The sequence below is a fragment of the Nocardia sp. NPDC059229 genome (assembly GCF_042754165.1).
GTDB lineage: Bacteria > Actinomycetota > Actinomycetes > Mycobacteriales > Mycobacteriaceae > Nocardia.
Genome location: NZ_JBHZAK010000007.1, coordinates 95,493 through 121,231, shown reverse-complemented (window position 1 = coordinate 121,231; position 25,739 = coordinate 95,493). Strand labels below are relative to the sequence as shown.

At 66.1% G+C, this 25,739-nt stretch carries 20 protein-coding genes and 2 pseudogenes; 10 read left to right on the top strand and 12 right to left on the bottom strand.

Features of this window, described 5'->3' with window-relative positions; translation table 11 throughout:
- Positions 1-5: 5 nt before the first annotated feature.
- Positions 6-131 carry a hypothetical protein gene (locus tag ACFXHE_RS18055; protein WP_379384361.1) on the top strand — a complete coding sequence of 42 codons (126 nt, stop codon included), beginning with the start codon at positions 6-8 and terminating at the stop codon, positions 129-131.
- Between the two features lie 12 nt (positions 132-143).
- On the opposite strand, the gene ACFXHE_RS18050 is transcribed toward ACFXHE_RS18055, so the two are convergent.
- The 4 genes from ACFXHE_RS18050 to ACFXHE_RS18035 form a co-directional block, all read right to left on the bottom strand.
- On the bottom strand, positions 144-782 hold the full coding sequence (locus tag ACFXHE_RS18050) for a class I SAM-dependent DNA methyltransferase (protein WP_379384359.1): 639 nt from the start codon (positions 780-782) through the stop codon (positions 144-146).
- Positions 783-791: 9 nt separating this feature from the next.
- Positions 792-2,735, bottom strand: coding sequence for a DUF6301 family protein (locus ACFXHE_RS18045; RefSeq protein WP_379384357.1), 1,944 nt, complete (start codon positions 2,733-2,735; stop codon positions 792-794).
- A gap of 134 nt (positions 2,736-2,869) precedes the next feature.
- Complete coding sequence (locus ACFXHE_RS18040; protein ID WP_379384355.1) at positions 2,870-4,801, bottom strand: CocE/NonD family hydrolase; 1,932 nt, start codon at positions 4,799-4,801, stop codon at positions 2,870-2,872.
- A 31-nt stretch (positions 4,802-4,832) separates the two neighbouring features.
- Positions 4,833-5,201 carry a MerR family transcriptional regulator gene (locus tag ACFXHE_RS18035; protein ID WP_379384353.1) on the bottom strand — a complete coding sequence of 123 codons (369 nt, stop codon included), beginning with the start codon at positions 5,199-5,201 and terminating at the stop codon, positions 4,833-4,835.
- A gap of 84 nt (positions 5,202-5,285) precedes the next feature.
- Here ACFXHE_RS18035 and ACFXHE_RS18030 point away from each other — a divergent pair, with 84 nt between their 5' ends.
- Positions 5,286-6,065 (top strand): amidohydrolase family protein, encoded by a 780-nt coding sequence (locus tag ACFXHE_RS18030; protein WP_379384351.1) that lies wholly within the window; start codon positions 5,286-5,288, stop codon positions 6,063-6,065.
- Between the two features lie 263 nt (positions 6,066-6,328).
- On the opposite strand, the gene ACFXHE_RS18025 is transcribed toward ACFXHE_RS18030, so the two are convergent.
- Together ACFXHE_RS18025 and ACFXHE_RS18020 are read right to left on the bottom strand one after the other, a co-directional pair.
- Complete coding sequence (locus ACFXHE_RS18025) at positions 6,329-7,441, bottom strand: winged helix DNA-binding domain-containing protein (RefSeq protein WP_379384349.1); 1,113 nt, start codon at positions 7,439-7,441, stop codon at positions 6,329-6,331.
- Positions 7,442-7,477: 36 nt separating this feature from the next.
- On the bottom strand, positions 7,478-8,638 hold the full coding sequence (locus tag ACFXHE_RS18020) for an epoxide hydrolase family protein (protein ID WP_379384347.1): 1,161 nt from the start codon (positions 8,636-8,638) through the stop codon (positions 7,478-7,480).
- 63 nt (positions 8,639-8,701) lie between these two features.
- Between ACFXHE_RS18020 and ACFXHE_RS18015 the strand changes: the two genes are divergently transcribed.
- From ACFXHE_RS18015 to ACFXHE_RS18005, 3 genes are all read left to right on the top strand, one after another.
- Positions 8,702-9,664 (top strand): helix-turn-helix transcriptional regulator, encoded by a 963-nt coding sequence (locus ACFXHE_RS18015; protein ID WP_379384345.1) that lies wholly within the window; start codon positions 8,702-8,704, stop codon positions 9,662-9,664.
- 953 nt (positions 9,665-10,617) lie between these two features.
- The gene (locus ACFXHE_RS18010; protein WP_379384344.1) at positions 10,618-11,397 is read left to right on the top strand and encodes a hypothetical protein; all 780 of its coding nucleotides are present in this window, start codon (positions 10,618-10,620) and stop codon (positions 11,395-11,397) included.
- A gap of 90 nt (positions 11,398-11,487) precedes the next feature.
- Positions 11,488-12,642, top strand: coding sequence for a helix-turn-helix domain-containing protein (locus ACFXHE_RS18005; protein WP_379384343.1), 1,155 nt, complete (start codon positions 11,488-11,490; stop codon positions 12,640-12,642).
- Between the two features lie 411 nt (positions 12,643-13,053).
- Here ACFXHE_RS18005 and ACFXHE_RS18000 read toward each other — a convergent pair whose 3' ends face one another.
- The gene (locus tag ACFXHE_RS18000) at positions 13,054-13,410 is read right to left on the bottom strand and encodes a hypothetical protein (protein WP_379384341.1); all 357 of its coding nucleotides are present in this window, start codon (positions 13,408-13,410) and stop codon (positions 13,054-13,056) included.
- A 431-nt stretch (positions 13,411-13,841) separates the two neighbouring features.
- Between ACFXHE_RS18000 and ACFXHE_RS17995 the strand changes: the two genes are divergently transcribed.
- Positions 13,842-15,140, top strand: coding sequence for an acyltransferase family protein (locus ACFXHE_RS17995; protein WP_379384339.1), 1,299 nt, complete (start codon positions 13,842-13,844; stop codon positions 15,138-15,140).
- A 572-nt stretch (positions 15,141-15,712) separates the two neighbouring features.
- On the opposite strand, the pseudogene ACFXHE_RS17990 reads toward ACFXHE_RS17995, so the two are convergent.
- From ACFXHE_RS17990 to ACFXHE_RS17980, 3 genes and pseudogenes are all read right to left on the bottom strand, one after another.
- Positions 15,713-16,108: pseudogene (locus ACFXHE_RS17990) on the bottom strand (IS1380 family transposase); the annotation flags it as partial.
- Between the two features lie 594 nt (positions 16,109-16,702).
- Positions 16,703-17,158: a DUF2871 domain-containing protein gene (locus tag ACFXHE_RS17985; protein WP_379384337.1), complete on the bottom strand. Its 456-nt coding sequence runs from the start codon at positions 17,156-17,158 to the stop codon at positions 16,703-16,705.
- Positions 17,155-18,813, bottom strand: a complete 1,659-nt coding sequence (locus tag ACFXHE_RS17980; protein ID WP_379384335.1) for an MFS transporter — start codon at positions 18,811-18,813, stop codon at positions 17,155-17,157. Before ACFXHE_RS17980 ends, ACFXHE_RS17985 begins: the two co-directional genes overlap by 4 nt.
- Before the next feature lie 119 nt (positions 18,814-18,932).
- Here ACFXHE_RS17980 and ACFXHE_RS17975 point away from each other — a divergent pair, with 119 nt between their 5' ends.
- Positions 18,933-19,394 (top strand): transposase, encoded by a 462-nt coding sequence (locus ACFXHE_RS17975; protein WP_379384334.1) that lies wholly within the window; start codon positions 18,933-18,935, stop codon positions 19,392-19,394.
- A gap of 132 nt (positions 19,395-19,526) precedes the next feature.
- On the opposite strand, the gene ACFXHE_RS17970 is transcribed toward ACFXHE_RS17975, so the two are convergent.
- Complete coding sequence (locus ACFXHE_RS17970; protein ID WP_379384332.1) at positions 19,527-20,444, bottom strand: response regulator transcription factor; 918 nt, start codon at positions 20,442-20,444, stop codon at positions 19,527-19,529.
- A 359-nt stretch (positions 20,445-20,803) separates the two neighbouring features.
- Here ACFXHE_RS17970 and ACFXHE_RS17965 point away from each other — a divergent pair, with 359 nt between their 5' ends.
- The 3 genes and pseudogenes from ACFXHE_RS17965 to ACFXHE_RS17955 all read left to right on the top strand — a co-directional run.
- Positions 20,804-22,216 (top strand): amidase, encoded by a 1,413-nt coding sequence (locus ACFXHE_RS17965; protein WP_379384330.1) that lies wholly within the window; start codon positions 20,804-20,806, stop codon positions 22,214-22,216.
- Between the two features lie 282 nt (positions 22,217-22,498).
- Positions 22,499-22,729 (top strand): hypothetical protein, encoded by a 231-nt coding sequence (locus ACFXHE_RS17960; protein ID WP_379384328.1) that lies wholly within the window; start codon positions 22,499-22,501, stop codon positions 22,727-22,729.
- Between the two features lie 55 nt (positions 22,730-22,784).
- A pseudogene (locus tag ACFXHE_RS17955) lies at positions 22,785-23,181 on the top strand (AMP-binding protein); the annotation flags it as partial.
- A gap of 882 nt (positions 23,182-24,063) precedes the next feature.
- Here the strand turns inward: ACFXHE_RS17955 and dnaB are convergent.
- A complete protein-coding gene (gene dnaB / locus ACFXHE_RS17950) occupies positions 24,064-25,458 on the bottom strand; it encodes a replicative DNA helicase (RefSeq protein WP_379384326.1) in 1,395 nt (464 codons plus the stop codon).
- Between the last annotated feature and the right edge of the window lie 281 nt (positions 25,459-25,739).

The following is a 25,739-nucleotide window of genomic DNA, read 5'->3' as shown; positions in this document are numbered from 1 at the left end:
ACCTCATGGATACCGTCTCCGACTGGGAGCCATCCGGACAGTGGGCGCTGCAGCACGCCGAGGAAATCACTGCCGCCCGAACCGAATTCGACGAGCGTGCGGCACGGGAACCGGAACCGATCCGGCCCTGACCACCGGCGCTCTCAGGCCCTGACCGCCAGCACGGTGGCGTGCGGGGTGTACTCGTCCGGGCGGGCCTCCCGCGACAGCGTGGCGGTGGCCCGGAAACCATGGGCGGCCAGCGCTTCCGCGAAGGTGCCCGGCGCCCACCGGTAGGCGGGGGCGACCTTGTGCGCGTAATCCCGCACGCCCGTGGGCTCGTCGGCAGCCTGGAAGCCGAACACGGCGTGCCCGCCGGGCCGCACCACCCGCGCGAACTCGGTCAGCACCGCCGGAACGCGGTGCGGCGGAATGTGAATGATCGAGTACCAGGCCACCAGCCCGGCCAGGGCGGCGTCGCCATACCGGAGTTGCTCCATGGGACCGACCTCGAACGGAATGTCCGGGTACTCCTCCCGGGCCAGGCGGATCATCTCCGGCGACAGATCCACCCCGGACATCTCCAGCCCCGCCGCCGCCAGATACGAGGTGACCCGCCCCGGCCCGCAACCGATATCGGCCACCGCACCATTCCCGTTCTCCCGCACCGCTTCCGCGAAGGCGTCCAGCATCGATCGGTCGAAGATATTGGTGTGCAGCTGGCGGTGGAAGAGCTTGGCGTACAGCTCCGCCACCTGGTCGTAGGCGGCCCGGGTGACGCGCATGTCCTCGCTGTCGATCATGCCTCGACTCTAGGCGTCCGGCGCGGCCGCCTGCGCGCCGATCGCGCCCGTCGACGGTGCGCGCACCGCCTGATACTCGCCGTTCAGCAGCACGCGCAACCGGGCCTGCGGCGGCATCAGGGTGCGCAGCGGCAGCACCGCCAGCCGGGCAAGCCGGCGCAGGTCCCGCGGCAGGGCGGGCAGCGGAAGATCGATGTGCCACAGCGGATATCGGTGATCAGGATGCTGCCAGCCGTCGCGCAGCATGAATTTCAGGACGCGCGGGGACAATTCGCGGGCGGTCGCGCTGGCCAGTTCCAGCCGCAACAGCTCCTGGTCCTGGTCGTGGTCGAGATTGATCCGGGCGCGATGCGGTTCGCCGGCGTCCACGGTGAGCTGGCCGGACTCGGTGAGATCGGCGATCAGGGCGGCCAATTCCTCGTAGCACTGCGCCCATTCGCGATCGTGGGCGCGGAAGGCGGCGCGCTGCTGCTCGATGATGAGGCGGCGGTCGCGTTCGCCCGGCCGCACCAGATACAGCTCCACCGTGTCCGGCTCGGTGACCAGGCCCACCGTGAGCCGGTCGCCGGGCCAGGCCGGTCCGTGCGCCTGGCCCAGCACCGCATGGCGCGGCACACCGAACTCGGTGCGGAAGCCGTCCAGCGCGCGGGCCTGGGCCGCGGTGCGCTGCTCGCGCACCTCACCGGGCAGGCCCTCGTCGTAGAGGAACGATTCGATGCTGTCGCTGAGGGTGACACAGACCGACTCCAGCCGGTCACCGTCGAAGCAGAAGCGGGCGCGCGGATCGTCCACACGCAATTCGGTGTCCGCCCACACCGTGCGCTCGCCGGTATCGCTGTCGTGCACCGGTTTCCAGCCCACCACGGCCGCGAAGCCGTCCAGATCGGCGCGCGTCCAGGTCCAGTCGAAGTCCCGCGCCGCGCGCGCGATCTCGACCCCGGCGGGCACGTCCACCCGCAGCGGCCCGGCATCGAAGTCGGAGACGGCGTGGCGGCGCAGGAATTCGGCGCGCTGGCTGCGGGAGGTGGGATGCGGCGGGACGCCCAGCGGCGTCACGTCCAGATCCGCGCCGCCCTCCACCCAGGCGTCGGCCACCAGCTCGGTGGGCGCGGTGACACCGACGGTGCGCAGTGTGTCGGCGGTGCGCAGCGCCAGCCCGCTCATGGCCACGGCGCCCGCGCGCCGGGACAGGGTGCGCGTCCAGTTGGCCTCGCGCGGCGGCGTCCAGCCCAGGTCGAACAGCCGCTGCTCGGTCTCCGGGCCGTAATACCAGGTGGGGTCGATGAATTCGGTGCGGGCCAGCTCGCCGGTCAGCTGCTCCGGCCCGGCGTCGAACTGCACGAAGCGGCTGCCGGGCGCGGTGATCAGCAGGCGCGCGTCCACCGGCAGCGTCTCCACGAAGCCCGCCAGGTTCTCGGCGAAGCGGGTCCAGGCGCCCGCGGCGGCGCGGCGGCGGGCGGTCTCGTGCCGGCGTTCCATCCAGTACCGCTGTGCGGTCGGGTTCACCAGCAGCAGATCGACGGTGTCCACACCGATGGTGAGACCCGCGAACACGGTCGGGAAACGCCAGGCCGGACCCTCGGCCGGGCCCACGGCCGGGCTCTCCGGATCGCCCCAGTGCTCGGTGAACACCGCTGCCGTGCGGGCCAGCGCCGCGTCCAGGAGTTCCCGGCCGCCGAACTCCGCGGGGGCCGGGCAGTCGGAGATGGTCACGCGCACATGGTCGAGGCCGCGGTCGCTGCCCCAGAACATGGCCGAGTCCCACCACACCGACAGCCCGGTCCGGGAGAAGACCGGACCGGTACGCAGTGTGCCCACCGGCTGCGGACTACTCCATCCGACCAGCCGGGCGAATTCGGAGACATTGCCGGAGCCCCAGCGCCAGCCGAACCCCGCTGCCGCTCTCACGATCTCGATCGCACCCGCGGTATCGACACGCACCTCGAAAGCCACCCAGCGACACTAACCCGGTCCGGCCGTGCCGGGGTCTTCGCGATCGCGATTAGTCTGTAGGCGGCCGGTGCTTCCCGCACGGGGCGGACAATCCACGGGAAGCCCGGCCACGGTCATGATCGGGGGCGAATATGTCAGTGCGCCAGCGGGAAACGTGAACTTCCCGCGTCGCCCGCCGGAATGATCGGCAACACCAGCGCCGACGGGTGATCCTTGTCGTGATACACGGTCTGGGTCGCTACCTGCGTATTCGTGTTCTGCCCGAACGGGTCACCGGTATTCGGATTCGGGGCGAACTGCGGAAAATCGCTGCTCGACACCTCCACCCGGATCGCCGATCCGGCCTTGACCAGATAGCTGGTCGGCCACACATCGATCGTGAACCGATACGGCTGACCTGCCACGATCGGCGACGGATAATCGAGCGAATCGCGGAACGCGGCGCGCACGATCCCGTTGTTGAGATTCACCGTCGAGCCGTCCGGGGCCACCGCCACCAGCTTCGCGGTGAAATCGGTATCCGTCGCGGTCGAGGACGCCCACAGCGTCACGCGAATCGGACCGGTGAGTTCGGTGTCGGAAGACATAGCCGCGGTCGTATACGTCAGCACATCCGAACGCTGCTCCACCACGAACTGATCCACCGGGCCCTGCGGTCCCGTCGACGCGCCACAGCACGAGTGCCCGCCCGCGCTGGGCACCGGATTGAGCGGGTCGTAGTCGTAGCGATCCGGCTGCTGCGCGTCCTGCGGGGCATCGGTGGTGAGCAGCCCGGCCCGGCCCTGAATCCCATTGCCGCCATTGCCGGACAGGTAATAGGTGGTCCATCGGGTATCCGGCAGCGGCCAGGCCGAGGCCGACTTCCACCTGTTCGCACCCATCAGGAAGTAGTCGACCACCGGCTGCCCGGACACCTTGTTGTTCTTGCCCTTCAGGAAATGGTCGTACCAGGCCAGCATGAGGTCGTTGATCGGACTGTCGCCGGCCGCACCGCTCGCCGCCAGCATCGGGGTCTCCACCTTGCTGCCCGGACGGCCCCAGCCGACGTGATCCCACGGGCCCAGCACCAGCCGCTGCCCCGCACGGGCCTCCGGTGTGCCGCCACCGGCGACCATGCCGGAGAAATTCTGCACCCCGCCCGCGAGAAACGCGTCGTACCAACCCTCCACATCCAGCACCGGGACCTTCACGTTCGCGTACCGATCGCGAATACTCCACTGCTTCCAATAGTCGTCGCGGGTGGAATGCGAGATCCAGTCGTAGAACCACGGCGCGACCACCGGATCACCCGGGTGCAGTGGCGGAAACTGCTGATACGGGCGGAAACCCAGCCAGCGCGTGTAGTCCGCGCCATCGGCCCCCAGCTGTTTGGCGGTAGCGGTGTCACCGCGATTGAGGGCCGCGCTCGCGCCGATGGTCTCCATGGCCCACGGCTCCACGAACGCCAGCCGGAACGCACCGCCCTCATAGGTCCAGCCGTCGTAATAGTCCGAGGCGGTATTGGCGGGCACGATGGTCGTCAGATGCGGCGGCGCGCCGACGGCCGCAAGCCATTGCGTCGCACCGACATACGAGGAACCGTACATCCCGACCTTGCCATTCGAACCCGGCAGGGTGGCGGCCCACTCCACCGAGTCGTAGCCGTCGTTGGTGTCATTCGCGAACTCGGTGAACGTGCCGCCCGACTGCCCCTGACCCCGAATATCCTGCACCACAACCAGATAGCAGTGCGAGGCGAACCAGTCCGGGGTCTGGTAGCGGAACGGCTGGACCTGCGCGGTCGCCTTGCCATACTGCGTCCGCATCAGAATCACCGGCACCGGATCCGCCGACTCGGGCCGATACACATCCGCTTTCAGCACCACGCCGTCGCGCATGGTCGCGGGAACATTCTCCTGCTTGTCGACCGCGCACGACCCGCGCCCGTTCGACGGCGGCCAGCTCGCCGCCCCCTGCGGCGCCGACCCGTTCCCCCCGCTCCCACAGCCCGCGACCACCAGCGCGATCGCCCCGGCCACCGCCCCCACCCGAGCGATACGACCGCGCCCTTTCCCACTACGGCTCATTGATCGACCGTAACCCCGGTCCCACACCCACTCACCGACAATCGGGCAAAGCAGGCCGATCCCACCGCGCGACCTCCGCGGCCAGCGCGGCCCGCGCCCGCGTGATGGCCACCAGGGACCGGTCCAGATCCGCGATCCGATCGGTCAGCCGGTGCCGCGCCCGCTCACACCCGCCCAGCTGTCCGTCCGGGGCGAAGGACGGCAGCAGCTCCGCGACCCCCGACAGATCGAGACCCACCTCGAGCAGCGCCCGAATCCGGCGCACCCGTTCGACACTCGACTCCGGGAAGTCCCGGTAACCATTGGACCGCCGCCCGGCCTCCAGCAGGCCGCTGCGGTCGTAGTGCCGCAGCGCGCGGGCGCTCACCCCACTGCGCTGCGACAGCTCGCTGATCAGCATCCATGTCCTCCGGCTTGACCTTGACCCCAGTGTCAACGTTTAGCGTCGAGCCGCTGCCGCCCATTCCCCGCCGGAGGAAACGCCATGGTCACCGATGTCCACGCCCACATCACCATCGACCCAGCCGCACAACTGGCGCGCGCGAAGCAGGCCGGCGTGGATCGCACGGTGCTGCTGTCCACCCGGGTCCACCCCGAACGCGCCCGCACGCTCGACGAGGTGCGGGCCGAATTCGCCAGGCTGACAGCCGTTATCGGCGGTGCGGACGCGGCGGCGGACGAGGTACGGGCGGCCATGGACGAGGTGCTGCGCGCGCTGGACGCACACCCCGACACCACCCTCGCCTTCGCGAGCCTGCCCTCGCTGCTGCCCGCCGAACACCTCGGCGAATGGTTCGAGCCCTACCTGACCCGCCCCGGCATCGTGGGTATCGGCGAGGTCACCCCGCCGCCCGGCCAGGCCGCGCGCATCGAACCGGTGCTGGCCGTCAGCGCCGACCACGGCGGGATACCCGTACTTGTCCACGGCTTCGCGCCCAACACCCTCGACGATCTCCGCACCTATGCGGCACTGGCCGCCCGCTATCCGTCCGTTCCCCTGATCGTCGGCGCCCTGGGCGGATTCCACGCCCTGGACCTGGTGGAGCTGGCCGCCGAGCGGCCCAACCTGCACATCGATCTATCGAGCGCGTTGCAGGTGTTCGCGGTCGCCGCCGCCGCACGGGAAGTCCCCGATCAGTGCCTGTTCGGTTCGAACACACCCTACGGCGACGTGGTCGCCGCGCGGCACACCGTCGAGGCCGCCATCGCGGATCCGGCAGTGCGAACCCTGGTCCTGGAGGACAACTTTCAACGAATTCTCTGAGCCTGACCTGCGGGTACACGCCAATCCCCAAGATTGTCGCTAATTTTCAGCAACGAATCGTGCGGGGCCGACGATAGCCACATCGAGCGAGCGTGACGACGGGAACTGCCCCCGTCGTCACGCCCGCTTGCGCCTGGTGCGGGTACCGGTTCCGAACATCCCTGCGGCCACGTCAGCCGGTCGCGCGAGAGGATCGGAATCGATGAGATCGATTCGCGGAAGCTCGAATTCGGCTGTCTGTGGCGCAGTGAACACATGGCCTTCTAGATCGGGTCGCCGAAGACCACGGTGCGGCTCGTTGCGGCCGGATCTGTGAACGCCAGCAGTCGGGTGGCCTCATCGGTGATGGTGGCAGTGTCGCTCGCAGCGAACGGGCGGCGGAATGGGCGGATCGTCATCGTTGCGGTGTCGGCATCCCGGGTTATGGTCCAGTCGGCGGCGGTGAAACCGTCGACCAACAGGAGCTGCGGTGTGGGGCGCTGGGCGCGGTAGTTCAGCCTCGCGTGGTCGTCGGTGATCACTCGGCTGCGGTCGGCGTGGGACAGCAGCAGGTTGTCGTAGTCATAGAGAAATCGCGGTGGCGCAGGGGTTTCCGCGTCCGGGCGCGGCGCGTCGGGCAGGTCGAACAGTTCGCGGTCCCGCTCGTCGCGGAAGGTAGTGAGCCGTGGACGCAGCCTGTCGATCACTTCGCGGAGCCGGGTCAGGCCGGACCAGGTCTGGACATCCTGGACGGTGGCCGGACCGAACGCCGTCAGGTACCGCAGCACCATCTCGTCCAGCGAGAGTGTGGAGGTCGGCCCGGTACCGCGCCAGGCCCGCAGCGTGGTGTGCGCGATCGCCCCGCTGCGTCCCCATACTCCGCGGGGCGGTACCTGCACCAGCGGCACCTGGTTGCGGACGGCATAGACGAGCGAGGCCGGTGTGCATTCGGGCCAGCGCTCGCCGAGCAGGAGGCCGAGTTCCTTGTTGGTGCGCGGCTTTTCGTACAGCAGGTCGGCTCCGACCGTGATCAGCGCGGCCATGTCGATGTTCGCGATGGGCTTGCCGTGCGTGTGGTTGTGGTACAGGTCGCGGTCGAGCACCGGCTGGATCAGCGGGCGCAGCACCTCCGCGTCGCCCGGAGTCACCAGGTGAATCGTCGAGCGCATCAACGCGATTCGCACCAGGCGACGATCGGCGAGCGGCTCGGCCGTCTGCTCCGGGGTGAAATCGGCCAGCCGCGACCAGAATCCGAGATACCAGCTGTGCGGTGTTTGTGCTTGCAGGCCGACCAGATGCTGCACGGCCTGCAGGACCGTCATCTCGCTACGGCTCAGCAGCGACTGACGGGCCAGGGTGGCGCGGTTGAGCGCTCGCCGGTCGAGCACCGGAGTCATGGTGAATCCCTTTCCTGGACCGGACGATATGGCGGATCACTTCAGTTCGGCGAAAGAGCGGCGGATATCGGCGGTCAGCAGCTCCGGCACCTCCATTGCGGCGAAGTGGCCGCCGCGGTCGAACTCGGACCAGTGCACGATATTGTTGAGCTGCTCGCCGATGCGGCGGATCGCCACATCCTGAGCGAAGACCGCGACGCCGATCGGCGTGGGCGACGGCTGCGCGTGCCAGTTCTGGACGTGCATGTTCTCGTAGTACATGCGCGCGGCCGAGCCCGCGGTGCCGGTGAGCCAGTACAGCATCACGTTGGTGAGCAACCGATCTCGGTCGATGACCTGCTCGGGCAGGTCCGCTGTCGGGAAGGTCCACGCCTTGAACTTCTCCATGATCCAGGCCAGCTGGCCGGTCGGAGAATCGACCAGGGCGTAGGAGATGGTCTGCGGTCGGGTGGCCTGGATCTGGAAGTAGCCGTTGTCGTCGCCGAGGAAGTCGGCGAGACGCTCCAGCCGCGCCCGCTCGGACTCGGTGAGGGTGGCGCGTTCCTCGTCGGAGACCTTTCCGAACGGGATGAATCCGAAGGTGGCGGCGTTCAGGTGCACTCCGACAACGTGATCGGCGGCAATGCGGCCCAGCTCGGCCGAGACGAACGCGCCCAGATCGCCGCCCTGCACGCCGTAGCGCTCATAACCCAAGCGCAGCATCAACTCCGCCCACGCCGCCGCGACTCTGCCGGTGTTCCAACCGGTTTCCGTGGTGGGGCCGGAGAAGCCGAAGCCTGGAAGCGACGGGATCACCAGGTGGAAGGCGTGCGCCGGATCGCCGCCATGCGCGGCCGGATTGGTGAGCGGGCCGATGACATCGAGGAATTCGATGATCGAGCCCGGCCAGCCGTGGGTCAGGAGCAGCGGCAGCGCGTCCGGCTGCGGCGAGCGGACATGCAGGAAATGCACGTTCTGCCCGTCGATTTCGGTGGTGAACTGCGGCATCTTGTTCAGCTCGGCCTCCTGTACGCGCCAGTCGTAACCGGTGCGCCAGTACTCGGCCAGTTCCCGCATGTACTCCAGCGAAATCCCGTACTCCCAGCCGACGCCGGGCAGCTCGTCGGGCCACCGCGCACCGGCGAGCCGGTTGTCCAGGTCGTCCAGTGCGGACTGGGCGATGTCGATGCGGAAGGGGGTGATGGCCTCGTTGTTCATGAAATCTACGCTAGAAGCACTATAGGACACCTTCGGTCCTATAGTCCTGGCACACTTTTCGGTATGAAGGAAGCCTCCGGCCGGCTGCTGCGATTGCTCGGTCTGTTGCAGATGCGCCGCGAATGGTCGGGGCAGGAACTGGCCGACCGGCTGGACATCACCACGCGCACCGTGCGGCGCGATATCGACAAGCTGCGCGCCCTCGACTATCCGGTGCAGGCCGCCAAGGGCATTACCGGCGGCTACTGGCTCGGCGCGGGCGCGGAGCTGCCGCCGCTGCTGCTCGACGACGAGGAGGCGGTGGCCATCGCCATCGCCCTGCGCACCGCCACCGGCAGCGGTGTCGCCGGGCAGGGCGAGACCGCGCTGCGGGCGCTGGTCAAACTCGAGCAGGTGCTGCCCGAGCGGTTGCGTAATCGCCTGAACGCCTTGCAGATCGCCACCGTGCAGACCCCGGAGACCACCCCCGCGGTGGCGGTCGATGTCCTCACCGCGATCGCGGCGGCCTGTCGCGATCAGCAGCGGGTGCGATTCCGGTACGCGGGATCGGATATGACGCGGACCGTCGAGCGACATCAACTGGTGAGCTGGGGCCGGCGCTGGTATCTGGTGGCCTGGGACGGCGGCCGCGCGGACTGGCGCACCTTCCGGGTGGATCGCATGGAGCTGAAAACCCCGGTGGGCCCGCGCTTCACGCCCCGGGCACTGCCGGGCGACGACGCCGCCGCCTTCGTCGCCTGCGGCATCGCCCAGCGGTGGCCGTTCCGGGCCACCCTGCGCCTGCACGCCCCCGCCGAATCCGACGCGGCGCGCGCCACGGCGACTTACGGGAGCCTCGAGCCGGTCGACGAGCACAGCTGCCTCCTACACATCGGCTCCGAGGACGCGCGTTCGCTGACTTTCCTGCTCGGTGCGTTGACCATCGACTTCGATGTCGTCGACGGACCGGAACTGGCCCGCGAACTGCGCGCCACCGCCGAGCGTTTCGCCGCCGCGGCTTCCGCGGGCCTCCGGGAGGGGAAGTAGCGCGACTTCTGAGACCCTACAGATGGATGTCGACGTGTAGGGTCTCAAAAGTCATGGCCAGCAGCAACTCTCCGACCTGCGGATTCTGAAGTTGTCTCACAACTTGGCCACTGGGATTTGTCTCAAAAAGATGGCCATTCTTCAGGATTGACGGCAGCCTGCTTGGTCCCACTTGCGGACGTCCGACGTGTCACTCAAAACTGGCTTTTCAGTGAGGTTTCCCCTCCAATTTTAATCGTCACGTGATGGATCATGCTATCCCTGGCGGAGTTTCGCATTGGACCTGGTCGTTGAGGTCCCGAGTGTCGCTGTTCGCTGGGCGACTGTCACCAAACTGCTGATCTCGCCGGTTGATTGCCAGCCGCGGCGTGGGCTTGCGAGCGGTGTCGGCCAACCCCGAGCCAGCTGCCAGGAATCGGACGAGACGATGGTCGTGACGATCAGCATCCTGATCCGAACTGCCAGCCAGCGGCCGTATAAGTCATGTCAGGCCAGGTCTCAGACGATCTCACCGCTGCTCGGGGCTCATGTCTGTTAGGCGTTTACTGAGGCCATGTGGTTCCGATCAGACCCCACGGCGGCAGTCCCTCACCGGCCAGGGGACTGTTCCATTGTTCCCTGAGCTTGGGCAATGCCCCTCATTCCCCCGGGGCGCCACGGTACCGCCAATGCGAGAGCGCTTGATTTCCAGGCGATTCGGCCACGCCAGCGATCTGCACAGCTTGAACTGCAACGTACCGCCTGTGCCGTGCCCTGCCGCCCTCATCCGCAGACACCTTTCCGGGAAAGGACCGGGACGCCCCCGGGTGGCGATCCATCCATCGGCCGCGTTCGCCCGCAGCGGAATTGGAGCGAATTTTGGCCATGCGCCGCATGTATGACGAATCAAATCGTACCCCCACAAGAAAGATATCAGGAAAGATTTGTAATGACCTTGAGTGATGGGAGTGGGGGTGTCCGAACCTCTCCAGGCGCCGATCAGCTCACGCAGGCATGCTTGCCGGCTGTTGCGTCCGCATCTGGTTCCGTTGGCGGTGTTGGCCATTAGCGCCGACGAGGCTGCCGCCGCGCTGGCGCCTGTCCTGTTCCGGGGCCCTCGGCGCCACCGGATGGACACGAAGATGCGCGGTCAACTCGTGGCCTCGCTGTGGCACGAGGCGGTGGCGAACTGGGCTGCGGCGAACAGAGACCCCGGCCTGCAGTTGCTCGAACCATACGGTTGGTCCGAACTGCTGGTGGGAAACCTGCACGTGCATATCCAACGCGATACCGACGGTCGGGTCAGCAAGCGCAAAAAGCAGCATCGCGACCAGGTGACCGACAGTCAGCTGGAGTTCGAGCTAGGCTTCTCCCGCCAGCCGGTGACGAACATCGATGTCATCGCCGAGCTCACCGACGCCGGGCGGGTTCGCGGCGTGTACGCGACCGCGCCGCTCGGCAAGAGCGAGGCGTGGGGCCGGATCCGGGTGAACATGTCGGACGCACGGAAGAAGCTGGCCTCATGGAAGATCCGTGACATCTCCCATCTGGAGCAGACACGGCGCCTGCACGATCTGGCGAGCTTCGACACGTTGCACGAGACGATCGCGAAGCTCGAGGCCGACCTCGAGGCGGCCAGGAAGCGCTACACCGTGGACCTGGACCCCTTCCTCCGGCGCGACACGCAGCAACAGCGGCCAAGCTTCCGTGTGCCGCCACGGCGCGCCGAGGGGACGGGCACCGATTCGGAATAAAGATCGGAAGTACCGAACTGATGGAAATGTTTTCCGCAAGATCGGTAACCAACGCGCGCCAGCTGGCATCTGTCTACTACGCTGCACAGCATGCCAGCCGATGACGAAATGATGTTCGAGGGTGCCACGGCTGGGCGCCTCAAGGCGCCGCGGGCGGCAGTCGGTGACACCCTGCGACTGATGCGGGAAAGACGAGGTTTGCAGGTCAAACAGGTGGCCGAGCTGTTAGGCCGCTCCTCCGGATACGTGTCCAAGGCCGAACGGGGAGGAACCACAGTCAGCGGAGTCACCCTCGATAAGTACGCGACGGTCTTGGACGTCCCGCCAGCCCTGCTGTGTCACGTGATCTCCGAGCAACCACCCGAGGGCATCCACTTCCGTGCGCAAACAGTGCCCCAAAGTCGCCGGCACCGGGTGATAGCCGAAGCGAACTTCATTGCGTGGCTGTTGAACCGGATGATGACCCAGGCTCGGGTCGAACTGGACTTCCCTCTAACGTTGCCGGCCTACGATACTGACCTGATGGACGGTGGGGCCGCTGAAGCGGCTCAGCTGTTGCGACGACGCTGGCGTATTCGGGGCCCGGTCCGTGACATAGCCGGGCTGCTCGAGCAGGCGGGGGTGTTCGTTCTTCCCATGCCTCCGCAGGTGACCGGCATCGACGCGGTGACCGTGCGCACCAATGGGCCTGTTACCGCGGTCATCCTGCTCAGCGACGACGTCCCTGAGGACCGCAAGCGCCACAGCCTCGCTCACGAGCTCGCGCACCTAGTCCTCGACGACGCCACGATGTCGCGGTCGATCCGCGATGACGAGGACCGGGCCGATGCCTTTGCAGGGGAGTTCCTGGCCCCCTACGAGGAGCTGCGCCCGACCGTGTCGAACATCGTTCCCGCGCAGCTTGAGGAACTCGAGGAACTGCGGGCATTGTGGGGTGTGAGCGTGCCGGCGCTGATCCGGCGCGCCTTCATCAACCAGGATCTGTCCGAATCACAGTACCGGTACTGGTTCCGTGTCCTCAATGCCCGAAACATGGTGCGGGCCAGGCGGTCGTCCAGTTATCCGGTCCGGCCCCGTGCTGCGGGCGAGTTCCTGACGGCTCTGCGCGAATCGGGCTACTCCGCCAACGACATCGCCGAGATCACCGACACCGGGCTCGGTGAGATGCAGGAGATCTTCGGTGAGGCATGGCCGTTCGTTTCGCTGCGTCCAAGGCTGCGAGTGGTCGCCTCGGCCGGGCTGTAGGGTTCCGCCTGTGCCGCGGTGGCGCGACAAGCCGCTGCCTGCGGACTGCTACCAGTCTGTGCCAGGGACGTCGCGTCAGGAGCGGCAGCACCAGCAGGACGACGCAGCCGGGGGTCCGAACCAACGGCAACTTCGCACAGAGCAGGGCAATGTCGTCGCCGCCCGGGTGCGGCTCCTCCGACGGCCACATACCCGCAGGGTCTACGCGTATCTGGTATGGCAGATCGACGGGACCCGGCTGGAGCTGCTGCTCGGAGAAGTAACTGCTTCGACCAGGCAAGCCAATCTGAGGGCCGGGTGGAAGCTTGTACACGGCAATCGGCTGCTTACACCGGCGGGCCGCGATTCGTGGCGCCGTAATCGGTCCAGCCCCGGCTGATTGCATCGGGTTAGCCTCGTGAGGTTGTCGGCTTATATGAAGTAACCGGTTGGCAGCCAACTCTGCTCCGGCACCATCGCAGCTGTGATGACTACCGCGAACAGCGCCGCGGTCAGCGCGCCGCGATGGATTGCCCGTCTCTCGGCGCGCAGTTGAACGTGGCCACGACTTTTCGCGTCTCGCCACTCATGGGTTTGCTTGGTGAGGACCTCGTCGAGGCCGGTTCCCGTGTCGGCTGGTGGACGGCCCACAACTGCAACGACGCGGGCTGGAGCCACGACCTCGACGAGATCGTCACCACCGCACATCAACTCGCGGCTCGGGCACCGCTGACCTACCTCGGGATGGGTTTCACCGGGGCCTGCGCCTTCTGGCCCGAGCCACACCACGCCCCGAACCCGGCTCCACTCGATCGCATCGCGTCGGCCCTGCTGATCAGCAACGAGAAGGATCCGGTGACACCCGATCTCCGGAGCTCGCGCGGTGCGCGCCGCTATCCCGGACTCCCGGCTCGTTACAGTCTCCGGCACACATCGCCATCTGGTCGCCGGAATCCATGCCCAGCGGCCTACATGGCACGATCCCCGCCACCTGCGCCACCTCCGCGGTCATTGAATATCTTGTGTACGGCCAAACTGCCGGACACCGACACCACCTGCCAACCGGACCGATAACGAGCCGTCAATCTGCACAGGAGGGGTATTGAGGTCGTCACACAACGTGTTGCTGGGGATGGATGGAATCTGCTACAAATCTCAGCTGTGCGCCGCCCGAGCGGTTGTTCGATGAATGTGTTCGAGTACTGGGGCGGGAACTTGTCGTGACTGTTGATGGTGTTGTGGCGGCTCCGATTGCGCCGGTTGAACGAGTAGTGCGCGGCCGGGGCGGCCGGTTCGAGTTTCTCGATGCGCTTCGAGGCTTGGCGGCCTTGGCGGTCGTGATTCAGCACTCGTCGGAGCGCCTCTTTCCGGCGTATTTTCGGTTCTCGCAAGCGCACTTCGGGCTCGGAGAGTTCGGCGTCTTCGTCTTCTTCCTCGTCAGCGGCTTCATCATTCCCGCGTCGCTGGAGCGAGGGCGGTCACTGGGCGCGTTCTGGGTGGGCCGGTTCTTCCGGCTGTACCCGTTGTTCTGGGCCTGCCTGATCGCGGCGATGATCCTGCACTCGATAAACCGATTCGGTCTGCAAGCGGGTTTTCTGGCCCATCCCGTACTCAACTTCATAACGAACCTCACCATGGTGCATTTTTTCATCGGTGGCCCGGATATCCAGATAATCGGCGCCTCCTGGTCGTTGTCGTATGAGCTGGCGTTCTATCTGTTTTTGTCGCTGCTGCTGGTCGGTCGGCTCAACCGTCGATCGGTACCCCTGGCGGTTCTTGCGGTCGTTTTGATCGTTCCCGGGGCATTACTGCCACCCGCGCTGATCAATGGCTCCCAGGCAAACGGTGTCACGCGTTCGGTGGTCGCGGTCGCGACGATCCTGGTCGCGGTGGTGTTCGCCTGCTTGGCAGCCGACCGTCGCTCGGCACTGGCCGCGATCCTGCTCGCATTCATCACCGTCCCTTTGGTTCTCAACCAGCCCGGGGCGTCGGTGTTGACCTTCGGTTATTTCGCCACCATGTTCGTCGGCACGGTGCTCTACCGGATCACGTCGGGCGAGATCAGCGTGTGGCGAGGGTGGGCGGTGTTCGGCTTCGCCATATGTGTGATCTTCGGGATCAGCCTCTTCGTGGAACCCACCGTGGACCCGTTGACGGGGGCCTGGGTCACCTGGCTGAAGCAGCCCGTCACCATCATCCCCGCCTACCTGCTGTTCGTGGCGGCGCTGTTGCTGCGCCGCTATTCCTTCCCACGCCCGTTGCTGTTCCTGGGGCGGATCAGCTACTCGCTCTACCTCGTTCACGCCCTCGTGCTCGACGGACCCCGCTGGACCACATCTGTCCTCGGCATTCCCGCGGCCTGGCTTACCTTGTGCACGTGGGTGATCGCTGCGCTGGTGATCGCTACCGTGACATACCGCACGATCGAGAAGCCGTGCCACAACCTCGGCCACCGCGTGATCGCCAAAATGGACGCACGAAAGCGTGCCGACGGCGATCCCCGACCCGTTGCCGCGTAAGACAATCGGGCGTCGACGCGGGTCGGCGAATTCATGGTTCCGAAACACCACAGGGTCCCTGGGGGGAAACTGAATCGCCTGTAATTGTTTGGGGGGCTGGCTGGAAGGGTGGGTGCTGGATCTTCGGGCTGAGTGTGACTCGTGAATCGTCTGACCCCCGTTGGGGGTGTCATTCCCGGGAGTTGTTCACTCGGCTCGTAGGCCGGCGCTGACCCGGCCTACCACGATGGCCTGATCAGAAACTTGCCCAACCGAAATCGGTTGTGGCTTATTACAGGCTTGCCTCGTAGTGATCTCCACCCGGGCCGACGCCGGTCACGACGTCTACCCGTTGACAGGAGACCTCGCATTGTCCATCGTGGCAGATCACTATCGATTCGTCGTCGGCGTCGACACGCACGCCGCAATGCACAGTTACGCAATCATCGAATGCCCATCAGGCCGGGTCACCGATGAGTCGAGTTTCCCACCTCGGCAACAGGGCTCACGCGTGCCGCAACTTGGTTGGCGCGGCGCACTCACGGCGAGGTTGATGGCGTGCTGGTTCCTGGTCGTAGGGGCAGGGAGGGTGGTCAGGCGGACGAGATTGTGGCGTGCCAAAGGCGCTGCCAGGCAGCTGGCAATGGCCAGTGAGAGGGTAAGTGCAGCACGGGTTTTCGTTGCGGCCGCGCCAGGCGGGCAGGCACGGCGACGATTGTGCGGCGCAGGGTGGACCCGCGGGCTTTGCCCAGAGCCGGCCCGGCGAGTGTGCCGGCGGCGCGCAGTAGGTTGTGGGCGATGGCTGCGCTGAGTACCCGGGCGGAATTCGCGCCGAACCGCCCCGAGGGAATGTGGGCCAGGGGTCCGTCGATGAGGTCGGCGAACACGGTTTCGATGATCGCGTGACGGCGGTGGGTGATGTCGGCGTCGACGACGGGTTCGGCGGAGTCGGTGAACAACGGATGGTATCGCCGGACCGGGAACAATTCCTGCTGGCGGGCAGCGTCTTTAAACCCAGCATCGATTTCGAAGAATCCCAGCACGCCATGGCTGCGGAGGTCACACGGACCGCGGAATGTGCGATCGCCTTACTCGACGACGCCGCGATCGCTCAACTCCTTGAAAATCGTGTGCAGTCACAGCGAACCGCCAGTGATCACCGCATCTCGCCTCGCAACAGGCTCCTTGAGGCTCTGGTGACCCTGCGGCCCACGCTGGCAACAGCTCTGGTCGATCGGACACTGAATTGCCCTCGGGCTGGGCTGGAAGTGTTCGTCTCCGGGGTCGTCGATCTGGTTGGGCGGACACAGCCCAGCGACTTGATGGCCATTACACGACGGCTACTCGACAGCGACGATCCGAACGTTCGAAACCAGACAGCGATCGGCCTGGCGAGCCGGGCACGCGGAGCCGTACCGCTTCAAGACGGCGAACTGGACTTGCTATATCGGTTCGCCACCGACGGCGACACCGATGTGCGCCGCGCGGTCGTCGACGCTGCATTCAGACTCGCCGAAACCCACCACAACCACGCCGCCGATATGGTGGTCCGTATCCCGTACGGATCGCGGCTCGACAACCCCTCAGCGTTCGACCGTGTGTTCCGCGTTCTGCTGCGCATCGCCGGCCTCACGGGCCGCGGTCATTATCGGGTCGCGCAGGCACAGGAAGAACATGGCGAAACCGACGGACAACAGGATGTGGCCGAGTCCGGCGATACCCGGGATGGCAGGACTGACATCGTGATTCAGGACCGTGAGGATGCCGTGCGCGACCATCATGGCCACGGTCACGACCAGTCCGGCGTTGTAGGTCCAGAAGAAGGCGTTGAACCATCGGCCGGAGGTCAGCGCGAATTGCTTGTCCAGCACGATGACGATGAGGAAGAACAGCGTTCCGAGCGCGAGGATGTGGGTGTGGGTGGCGGTGAGTTGTGAGCTTCCGGAAAAGTCGTGGGCCTTGGTGAATTCGCGGTAGAAGAACCCTAGGACGAGTCCCAGGACTGTGTAGCAGGCGGCGGCGTAGTACGACTTCCTCATCGGCTCTCCATGGTGGATGTTCGGCGGGTGCGGGAATTCAGGATGGTCGCGCTCACCAGGCCGAGTGCGAGAAAGGCTGCGGCCACGCCCAATGCGGCCCTGGTGGCGTCGCCGAATCCTTCGGACAGTGCGGCGGTGACCTGTGGTCCTGCGGGTCCGAGTTGTCCGGCGTCGCCTTGTGCGCGCAGTGCGGAGATCACTCCTCCGGCCGAATCTCTGGTTGCGGTGACCAGGTGCTGTGCCGTTGGCGGCGGCAGCTGGGTGACCGATTCCAATCGGTCGGTCAGGTTGTGCGCCAACCCGATCGACAGCACTGCGCCGAGAATGGCGGAGCCGAGTGCCGCACCGAGTTGCCGGACGGTACTCTGCGTCGCCGAACCCTGGCCCGACCGCTCCGGCGGGATGTCGGCCAGGACGGTGCCGGTCAGCTGCGCCGAGGCGAGACCGAGTCCGGCGCCATACCCGGCCAGCAGCACCGCGAGCAGCCAGGGCGAGACCGTCGAGGAGAGGAGCAGCGCGACTACGGCGACGCCCACCGCCTCGAGGACCAGGCCCGCGATCACCGTTCTCGAGGCGCCGAGCACGGCGGCGATGTGCCGGGCGGCGGCACCGGATCCGAAGGCGCCCAAGGCCATTGCGGCCAGTACCAGGCCGGCGCCCAGCGTCGACAGGCCGAGCGCGTTCACCAGGAACAGCGGCAGCACGAGCAGCAGGCCGAATTCTCCGATCGCCACGGTCATCGCGGTCAGATTGCCCCAGCTGAAGGTCGGGACGGAGAAGAGGCTCACGTCCAGGATCGCGGACCGGCCCGCCCGCGCCCGGTGTCGTTCCCAGACCACGAACAGCACCAACGCGACCACGCCGATCAGCCCGATGACCGGAACCGCCGAGACCGGAGCGCTTCGCGGCCAATCGATTCCGAGGACGCTGAACGCGGAGTTCGGCCGCCACCAGCCCAAGCTCTGACCTTCGATGAGTGCGAAGACGACCCCGCCGAACCCGATCGCGCTGAGCAGTAGTCCGTCGACGTCGAGCCCGGGTTCGCTGACCGCGGCCTTGGTTTCGCGCACCGCGAGCAAGGTGCCGATCAGTACCGCCGCCCCGATCGGGATATTGACGATGAAAATCCATCGCCAGCCGAAGTAGGTGGTCAGGCTGCCGCCGAGGAGCGGGCCCACGGCGGCCATGCCGGAGATGACCGCGCCCCACACCGCGAACGCGATGACGCGGTCCTTGCCGCGGAAGGTGGCGTTCACGCTCGACAGGGTGGCGGGCAACACGAACGCTCCGCCGACACCCTGTACCACACGTGAAAGGATCAGCGCCGCAACGCTCGACGCGACGGCGGCCATCAGGCTGCCCGCCAGGAACACGAGTACGCCGAGCACGAACATCCGGCGTCGGCCGAGCCGGTCGCCGAGACGGCCCGCAGTCAGCAATAGTGCGGCGAAGACGACCGAATAGGCGCTGTTGACCCACTGGGCGTCGGTCAGATCGAGTCCGAGATCGGTGACGATCACCGGTAGGGCGACGCCGACGATGGTGCCGTCCACGACGATCAACGAGAGCCCTGCGGCGAGGACACCGAGCCCGATCCACGCGCTTCGGTCGGCCCGCGGCACCGAGTCGGCCGCGGTATTTGGATCGATCTGCATTGTTGCGATTCTGCGAGCTCGGACCGGCCGCCGGTAGATTCGATCGGTCCTCGTCGGACCAACCTTCGAAGGAGTCCCTATCGTCCGATCGGCAACCCGGCGAAGGGGACGACGGCTCCGTGCACCGGGTTCGGCCAGCGTGGCTCGGTCCCACCCGTCGACTCCGGCACGGGGTCGGAGCCCAGTGCCAGCCATGCCCGGTCCGCAGCCAGTGCACCACCTCCCGCGAATGCGCCCGCAACGTGAGATTTCCCCCCCGAGAACTCCTCGACCTGCAAGTGCGGGCCCGAGCCGAACAGCAGAGCCCCTCCTGGCAGCAGAGATATGCCGTGCGTTCGGGAATCGAAGGCACCGTCTGCGAATTCGCGCACGGGCACGGCATGCGGCAATGCCGCTACCGCGGCCAGCGCAAGGCCCACGCCCGGCACGTACTCACCACCATCGCCGTGAACGTCGAACGACTCAGCGCAGGACTGCTACCAGACGAGCTATCTACGGCCCGGCCACCAACGGCCTTCCAAAACCACCTGGACCAGAGGGGAATTCCCCGGCTGCGGTCCTGGCGCGCAGTCAGCAGCTGATCTTGAAATTCACAAGATCACCGACAGAGTCAAGGTTAGAACTTGAATTCTGTTGCACTACATCATATTTCGACACCAGCATCGGATATCGGGCGGTTGCCACTACCCCCTATTCCGGCGGCGGATCGGAGCTCAGTCGTCTGTGCCGGGAGGGGCTATCAGGAGCAGTCCTTCACCAACTGCGACGGCGGCGAGTTCGGTGCGGGTGCCGCAGCGCAGTTTGGCCAAAAGATGTTCGATGTGGGTCGCGACTGTTCGGCAGCTGACGACGAGTCGAGCTGCTATCTCTGCGTTGGAGGCGCCGAGGGTGACCAGATGCAGGGTGTGCAGTTCGCGGACGGTGAGCCGGTACGGGCGAGCGATCGGTTGTTCGGTGATGAGAACCGCTCCACGTTGACACGGGATGAACTCGATGCGATGGCAACGACGTTGGGTGTCGAGCCACAGCGACCGGCCGGTCATAGCCGACGCGGGCCGGCGGGTAAGCAGCTGCCACAGCGGCGCGTCGTCGTGCAGGTGTGGCCCTGACTGCCTGTCATCGAGCTCGGCCGTGGTGCCGGTTCGGGACAAGACGCGGGCTGAGGTGTCCGGGTGGAGGCGGCGGGCGAGCTGGTTGGGCTCTCGCAAAAGATCGCACACGTTGGCAAGTACAGGCCGAAGCCGGTCCACGGCATCGCGGCGGTCATCGGTGGCGGCACTAGCTCTGGTCCAGCTGACATGGACCGAACCGACATAACGGCCACCGGGAAGTCGCAGGCACGCCGAAGCCCCTTCATGGAAGCCGGCAGGGATCATTCGCCGACCGGTGTCGGTGGCGGCGAAATCGAGATCCCAATCGCGCCGGAAGTCACGCCATCGCAGTGCGTGAGGCGCGGCCAACGCCAACCGGTAGGCCGGATTGTCGTTGACGAATCCGGTGGCGCCGTGATCGAGGATCGCTGGCGAGTACCCGTTGCTGGCGAGCACAAAATGGCGGCCTGCATCGAGAGGGTCGGAGACGAGGACACCGCTGGCCTCGGAGACGGAGAATGCCTGTAGTACGTGCAGCATCTGTGCTGCTAGCTCCGCGATGTCGGGGTCGATGACCGCGGGCGCTGCCTCGGACTGCCGACCGAGGGAATGCGATTGATCCGGGTCGGGCCGGTCGACTCGCGATGCCTCTGTTTCCGGTCCGGTCCTGGTTCGCCGTGCCGACTGGGGAGTGTGGTGGTTCGTGTTCGTGCGCTCTCACTCGATTGCGGTGATCCCTCCGGAGGGTAGCAGCCGGGGTGAGAGCAAAGGCCGGTATCGAGCCAGGTGAGTGAGAAATCGGCAGATCAACCGATTACCTGCTTCGGTGTGGACGGTCAGGATTGCTGCCACAGCAACGGCTGTGCACGGTTCGAGTCGAACGATGGAGGAGCTACGGCATGAATGAGGAGTTGTGGCGCAAGGGAGCTGGTGAGCTTGCGCGGTTGATCCGCGAGGGTGAGGTGTCCTCGACCGAGGTGGTCACTGCACACCTGGCACGGATCGAGGCCGTCAATCCCGAACTCAACGCCATTACGGTGGTATTGGCCGAGCAGGCGCTCGCAGCGGCGAACCAAGCCGACCGGCACATCGCCGCCGGTGCGGATCTAGGGCCGCTGCACGGGGTTCCCGTCACCGTCAAGGAGAACGTCGACGTCGCCGGTACCGCGACCACCCAGGGCGTGCCCGCGCTCGCGGACGCGGTCGCGGAGGTGGACGCACCGGTGGTCGAACGTCTGCGTGCGGCAGGGGCGATCATCATCGGCCGGACGAACCTGCCGGATTTGGCGCTGCGGATCGCGACCGAAAGCAGCCTGCGGGGCATTACCCGCAATCCCTGGCATCGTGACCGGACCGCGGGCGGTTCCTCCGGAGGTGAGGGTTCGGCGATCGCCGCGGGCATGTCGCCGTTGGGGATCGGCAACGACATAGGCGAATCACTGCGCAATCCCGCGCATTGCTGCGGGATCTCGTCACTGAAACCGACCACCGGCCGTATACCCCACGCCACAGTCGTCGAGCCCGTGGACGGCCCCCTGTCCCATCAACTGATGAATGTGGAGGGACTGATGGCCCGAACCGTCGCCGATGTCCGGCTCGGCTACGAGATCGCCTCCGGTGCGGATCCCCGCGACCCGTTCAGTGTCCCGGCACCGCTGAGCTTCCCCGACGCCGCGAACCGTACGAAAGTGGCCCTCATCGCCGAGCCACCCGGTGGAGCCACCGATCCCGGTGTCGCCGAGGTGGTCCGGCAGGCCGGCACGCACCTGGCAAACGCCGGCTACGAGGTGGAAGAGGTCGCTCCGCCGGAGTACGAGGCTGTGCTGGATCTATGGCGGAACTTCCTCGTCACCGAGCTGCGAATCATGCAGCCGATGCTCGACCAGCTGATGGGTCGGGACGGCAAGCAATTCCTGTTCGCGGTCCTCGACGCCGCACCGCCGAACGACCTCGCCGGCTACGTCGGGCTGTTCGCCCACCGACGCCGCCTCCAACGCGCGTGGGCGCGGTTCTTCCGCGACTACCCGTTGGTCCTGTCACCCATCTGGGCGCAACCCGCCTTCGCGCACGGCTGGGATGCCGCCACCAGCGCCAACTCGCTCAGCGCACTGGAATTGCTGCGCCCGGTCATGCCCGCCAACGCCCTCGGGCTGCCGGCCGCCGCCACAACGGGCGGATTCGCCGCCGGAATGCCGGTCGGAGTCCAGATCATCGCCCCCGCCTTCCGCGACGACACCGCGCTGGCGGCGGCCGAGGTGATCCAGACCGCGGTCGGAGTCCACACCCCGATCGACCCGTATGTCAACCAATGAACGCTCGGCCGTCATGGCCCGCAATACACCTGGATGACCGCGATACTCCGACTTCGAACGAGCCCCGACAGCGAGACCCGGCGACTGCCGGGCCGCACATCCAGTACCCGACCGGGATATGTGAACCAAGAGGTCTGGTCTGGACCGGCAAGCGCGCTTGCACGCTACTACCATCGCGTTCGGTCTCGGCACCGGCCCCGCCCAACTGATTGTGCTCGCGCTGGGGCACTGACCGCGTCCGGCTCGACTGGGTCAATAGTGGCCAGCCTCACCCATCACAGCTTGCGTGCGACCGCTTTCGCGACGGTCGTCTTGGCCAACAACGTCTTCGGACTCGCGCTCGGCCCGCTCGTCATCGGTTTCCTGTCCGACCGCTCCGGGCTGGCCAGCGCCTTGCGACTTGTGCCGCCGACGTACCTCGGCGCCATCATCGCCCTGGCCCTGGGCCGGCGCGCCTACCCTGCCGGACTACGTCGCGTGGCTGCACTCGATACCCGGCCGACTGCCGCGTGAACTCGGCGTCGCTGCCGCCGCATACCCTCCTTCACCAACCCCTGCGAGGTACACCATGCTCAATTTGTCTGTACTGCTGGAAGATACAGCCCGCCGCACCCCGGACCGCGATGCTCTCGTCGCGGGAGAGCATCGATTGACCTATGCGCAGGTCGACGCCGCGGCGAACCAGGTTGCTGGCCTGCTCGCCGCGCACGACATCGAACCAGGCGACAAGGTCGCGCTGTCGTGCCCGAATCTGGAGTGGTTCCCGATCATCTACTACGGCATCGTCAAAGCGGGTGCGGTCGTGGTCCCACTGAACATCCTGCTCAAGGACCGCGAAATCGCCTACCACCTCGACGATTCCGATGCCAAGGCCTACTTCTGCTTCGAGGGCACCCCGGACCTCCCGATAGGCGACTACGGCCGCGCCGGATTCCACCAGGCCCCCAACTGCCGCCACTTGTTCATCGTCGACTCACCCGGCCCACGGCCCGGCGATCCGACCGGCGTCTTCGACACCACCGTGCAGGCACAACCCACTGAGTTGTTCCATTCGTCATCGATCAGGCGGGCCTCCACTTCCCAGACCGGCTGGCCGATCGACCCGGGACGCGACTCGAGGGCCAGATCGGCGAACAGGGCCATCGGCGAGGTATAGCCAATTGGCCAATCAGTGGCCAACTTCATCGGGATTTGGCCATATTCAATGAGACGCCAAGAGATGCCGTAGAACTCGTGGCACGCGCACTCTGACCTGGAGTAATGATTCCGGTCCTCCGATGTACTCGGAAGAGACCGTCTCATAGAAGATGGCCATTCCCGCTGGCATCCCCTCCCAAGGTGGGGTCTTGCGGGCCCCGATGGCCAAACTGACACAAATCGAATCGGCCGCACTCACCCGCCGGGCAGACGAGCATGGAAACCCACGTCTGCGCACCTCTGCCAACCGAAGTTGCTGGTCCGCAATCCCGAACCGAGTCCCGCGACCTCACCGGTGCCGGAATTGCCTCCAATGCAAGAAGTTCAGCAAAAGTCCAGCATCGAATCGACCATGGAGAACTGGACCAGCCAGTGCTCTGAGCAGGCCAATGCGCCCGCTGCAGGCAGGTTGGGTCGATAGGGCATCGACGCTCCGGTACCAAGCGTGCGCTGGGCGCGGCAGTCCACCCGACCCGTACGGGGTGCATTGCTGGCCACGCCCCCGTCGGCTATTGCGGAGCGTGTTGACGGCCGAGTGATGCCCCGGCGTTCACCCGACAGGATCTGTCTCAATGAAGATGGCCAATTGGCCATCGGGTGGCCATCTTCATTGAGATTTGGCCATGTCCAATGAGACCCTACAACGTGGGCTAACCGCGTGCCATATCGACGAATCGACTCAAATGCAGCTGGTGTGCCACGGTAATTGTTGCGGTTGGCCCGTTTCGGTGCTTTCCAAGAATTAGATCGGCTTCACCACCGCGAGGGTCATCCCGCTCAAAAGCATCGGGCCTATGTAACAAAATGACCATATCGGCATCTTGTTCCAAACTTCCGCTTTCGCGCAAATCGGACACCATGGGCCGCTTATCCGTCCGCTGCTCTGGACCACGGTTGAGCTGCGAAATCGCGATCACCGGCACCTCCAGCTCCTTCGCCAGAAGCTTGAGGCTACGCGAGAATTCAGAAACTTCCTGCTGACGTGATTCGACCTTTTTTCCCGATGTCATCAGCTGAAGGTAGTCGACCACCACAAGGCGCAGATCGTGTCTTTGCTTGAGCCGTCGGGCTTTTGCCCGAATTTCCATCATCGTCAGGTTCGGCGAATCATCGACGAACAGTGGCGCTTCGCTGATCTCGCTCATGCGCCGCGCCAGCTTCGTCCAGTCGTCGTCGCTCATGCGGCCCGAACGCATATCGCCCAGCTTGATTTTCGCTTCCGCGGATAGGAGGCGCATGACGATTTCGGTGCGGCTCATTTCCAGTGAGAAGATGACGCTGGCCAGACCATGCTTGATGGAGCAGCTGCGCATGAAATCCATACCAAGCGTGCTCTTTCCGACACCGGGTCGGGCCGCGACGATGATCATCTGGCCGGGGTGGAGGCCGTTGGTGATCTCGTCGAGTTCGGTGAAACCTGTTGGGACGCCGAGGGAGATGCCGCCTCGGGAGGCGATGGAGTCGAGTTCGTCCATCGTGGGCTGGAGGATGTCGGTGAGGGGGGCGAAGTCTTCGCTGGAGCGGCGTTCGGTGACGTCGTAGAGCTCGGCCTGGGCGCGGTCGACGACCTCGGCGACGTCCTGGCCGTCGGCGCCGGCGTAGCCGTACTGGACGATTCGGGTGCCCGCCTCCACCAAACGGCGCAGGATCGCCTTCTCCGCAACGATTTCGGCGTAGTAGCCGGCGTTGGCCGCGGTGGGGACCGTTTGGGTCAGCGTGACGAGATACGGGGCCCCGCCGATGCGCTTGAGCTCGCCTCGGCGGTCGAGGGTGGCGGCCACCGTCACCGGGTCGGCCGGTTCGCCGCGGCCGTAGAGGTCGAGGATGGCGTCGTAGACGGCCGCGTGGGCGGGGCGGTAGAAGTCGCCGGGGCGGATGACCTCCACGACATCGGCGATGGCGTCCTTGGACAGCAGCATGCCGCCCAGGACGGATTGCTCGGCGGCCATGTCGTGGGGTGGCTGACGGCCGAAATCCTCGCCGGGGGCATCGGGATAGTCGGAGGGCCCGTGATCGTCGTGGCCGCGATCGTCGATGACTGCCATCGGCTCGACCGTCCTCTCTCCTCGCGCCCGGAACGAGTCCATGACCGTTGTACGCCTGCGCACCGACAGGTTCGGCCCGCCACGCGGCGCCGCCACGCCGAGTTGTGCAGGCGCGGTGGCAAACCCGTGGTGGTGGGCGCTGGATACACGGAGTCGTGTCGTCCCGGGCAGTGGTCACGACATCGAATGCGAACCTAGGCGACCGGACGGTGACCCGCCAAACCGGGCTGTGTACACACCTGTGGACAACGTGGGTATTGTTCACCAACTGTTGTGCACCC

Bases quoted from the DNA above. Each gene is read 5' to 3' on its own strand.
- ACFXHE_RS18040 (WP_379384355.1), bottom strand. From the start codon at position 4,801: ATGAGCCGTAGTGGGAAAGGGCGCGGTCGTATCGCTCGGGTGGGGGCG.
- ACFXHE_RS18055 (WP_379384361.1), top strand. From the start codon at position 6: ATGGATACCGTCTCCGACTGGGAGCCATCCGGACAGTGGGCGCTGCAG.
- dnaB (WP_379384326.1), bottom strand. From the start codon at position 25,458: ATGGCAGTCATCGACGATCGCGGCCACGACGATCACGGGCCCTCCGAC.
- ACFXHE_RS17965 (WP_379384330.1), top strand. From the start codon at position 20,804: ATGAATGAGGAGTTGTGGCGCAAGGGAGCTGGTGAGCTTGCGCGGTTG.
- ACFXHE_RS18030 (WP_379384351.1), top strand. From the start codon at position 5,286: ATGGTCACCGATGTCCACGCCCACATCACCATCGACCCAGCCGCACAA.
- ACFXHE_RS18035 (WP_379384353.1), bottom strand. From the start codon at position 5,201: ATGCTGATCAGCGAGCTGTCGCAGCGCAGTGGGGTGAGCGCCCGCGCG.
- ACFXHE_RS18020 (WP_379384347.1), bottom strand. From the start codon at position 8,638: ATGAACAACGAGGCCATCACCCCCTTCCGCATCGACATCGCCCAGTCC.
- ACFXHE_RS18050 (WP_379384359.1), bottom strand. From the start codon at position 782: ATGATCGACAGCGAGGACATGCGCGTCACCCGGGCCGCCTACGACCAG.
- ACFXHE_RS17970 (WP_379384332.1), bottom strand. From the start codon at position 20,444: ATGCTGCACGTACTACAGGCATTCTCCGTCTCCGAGGCCAGCGGTGTC.
- ACFXHE_RS17985 (WP_379384337.1), bottom strand. From the start codon at position 17,158: ATGAGGAAGTCGTACTACGCCGCCGCCTGCTACACAGTCCTGGGACTC.
- ACFXHE_RS18015 (WP_379384345.1), top strand. From the start codon at position 8,702: ATGAAGGAAGCCTCCGGCCGGCTGCTGCGATTGCTCGGTCTGTTGCAG.
- ACFXHE_RS18025 (WP_379384349.1), bottom strand. From the start codon at position 7,441: ATGACTCCGGTGCTCGACCGGCGAGCGCTCAACCGCGCCACCCTGGCC.
- ACFXHE_RS17980 (WP_379384335.1), bottom strand. From the start codon at position 18,813: ATGCAGATCGATCCAAATACCGCGGCCGACTCGGTGCCGCGGGCCGAC.
- ACFXHE_RS18005 (WP_379384343.1), top strand. From the start codon at position 11,488: ATGCCAGCCGATGACGAAATGATGTTCGAGGGTGCCACGGCTGGGCGC.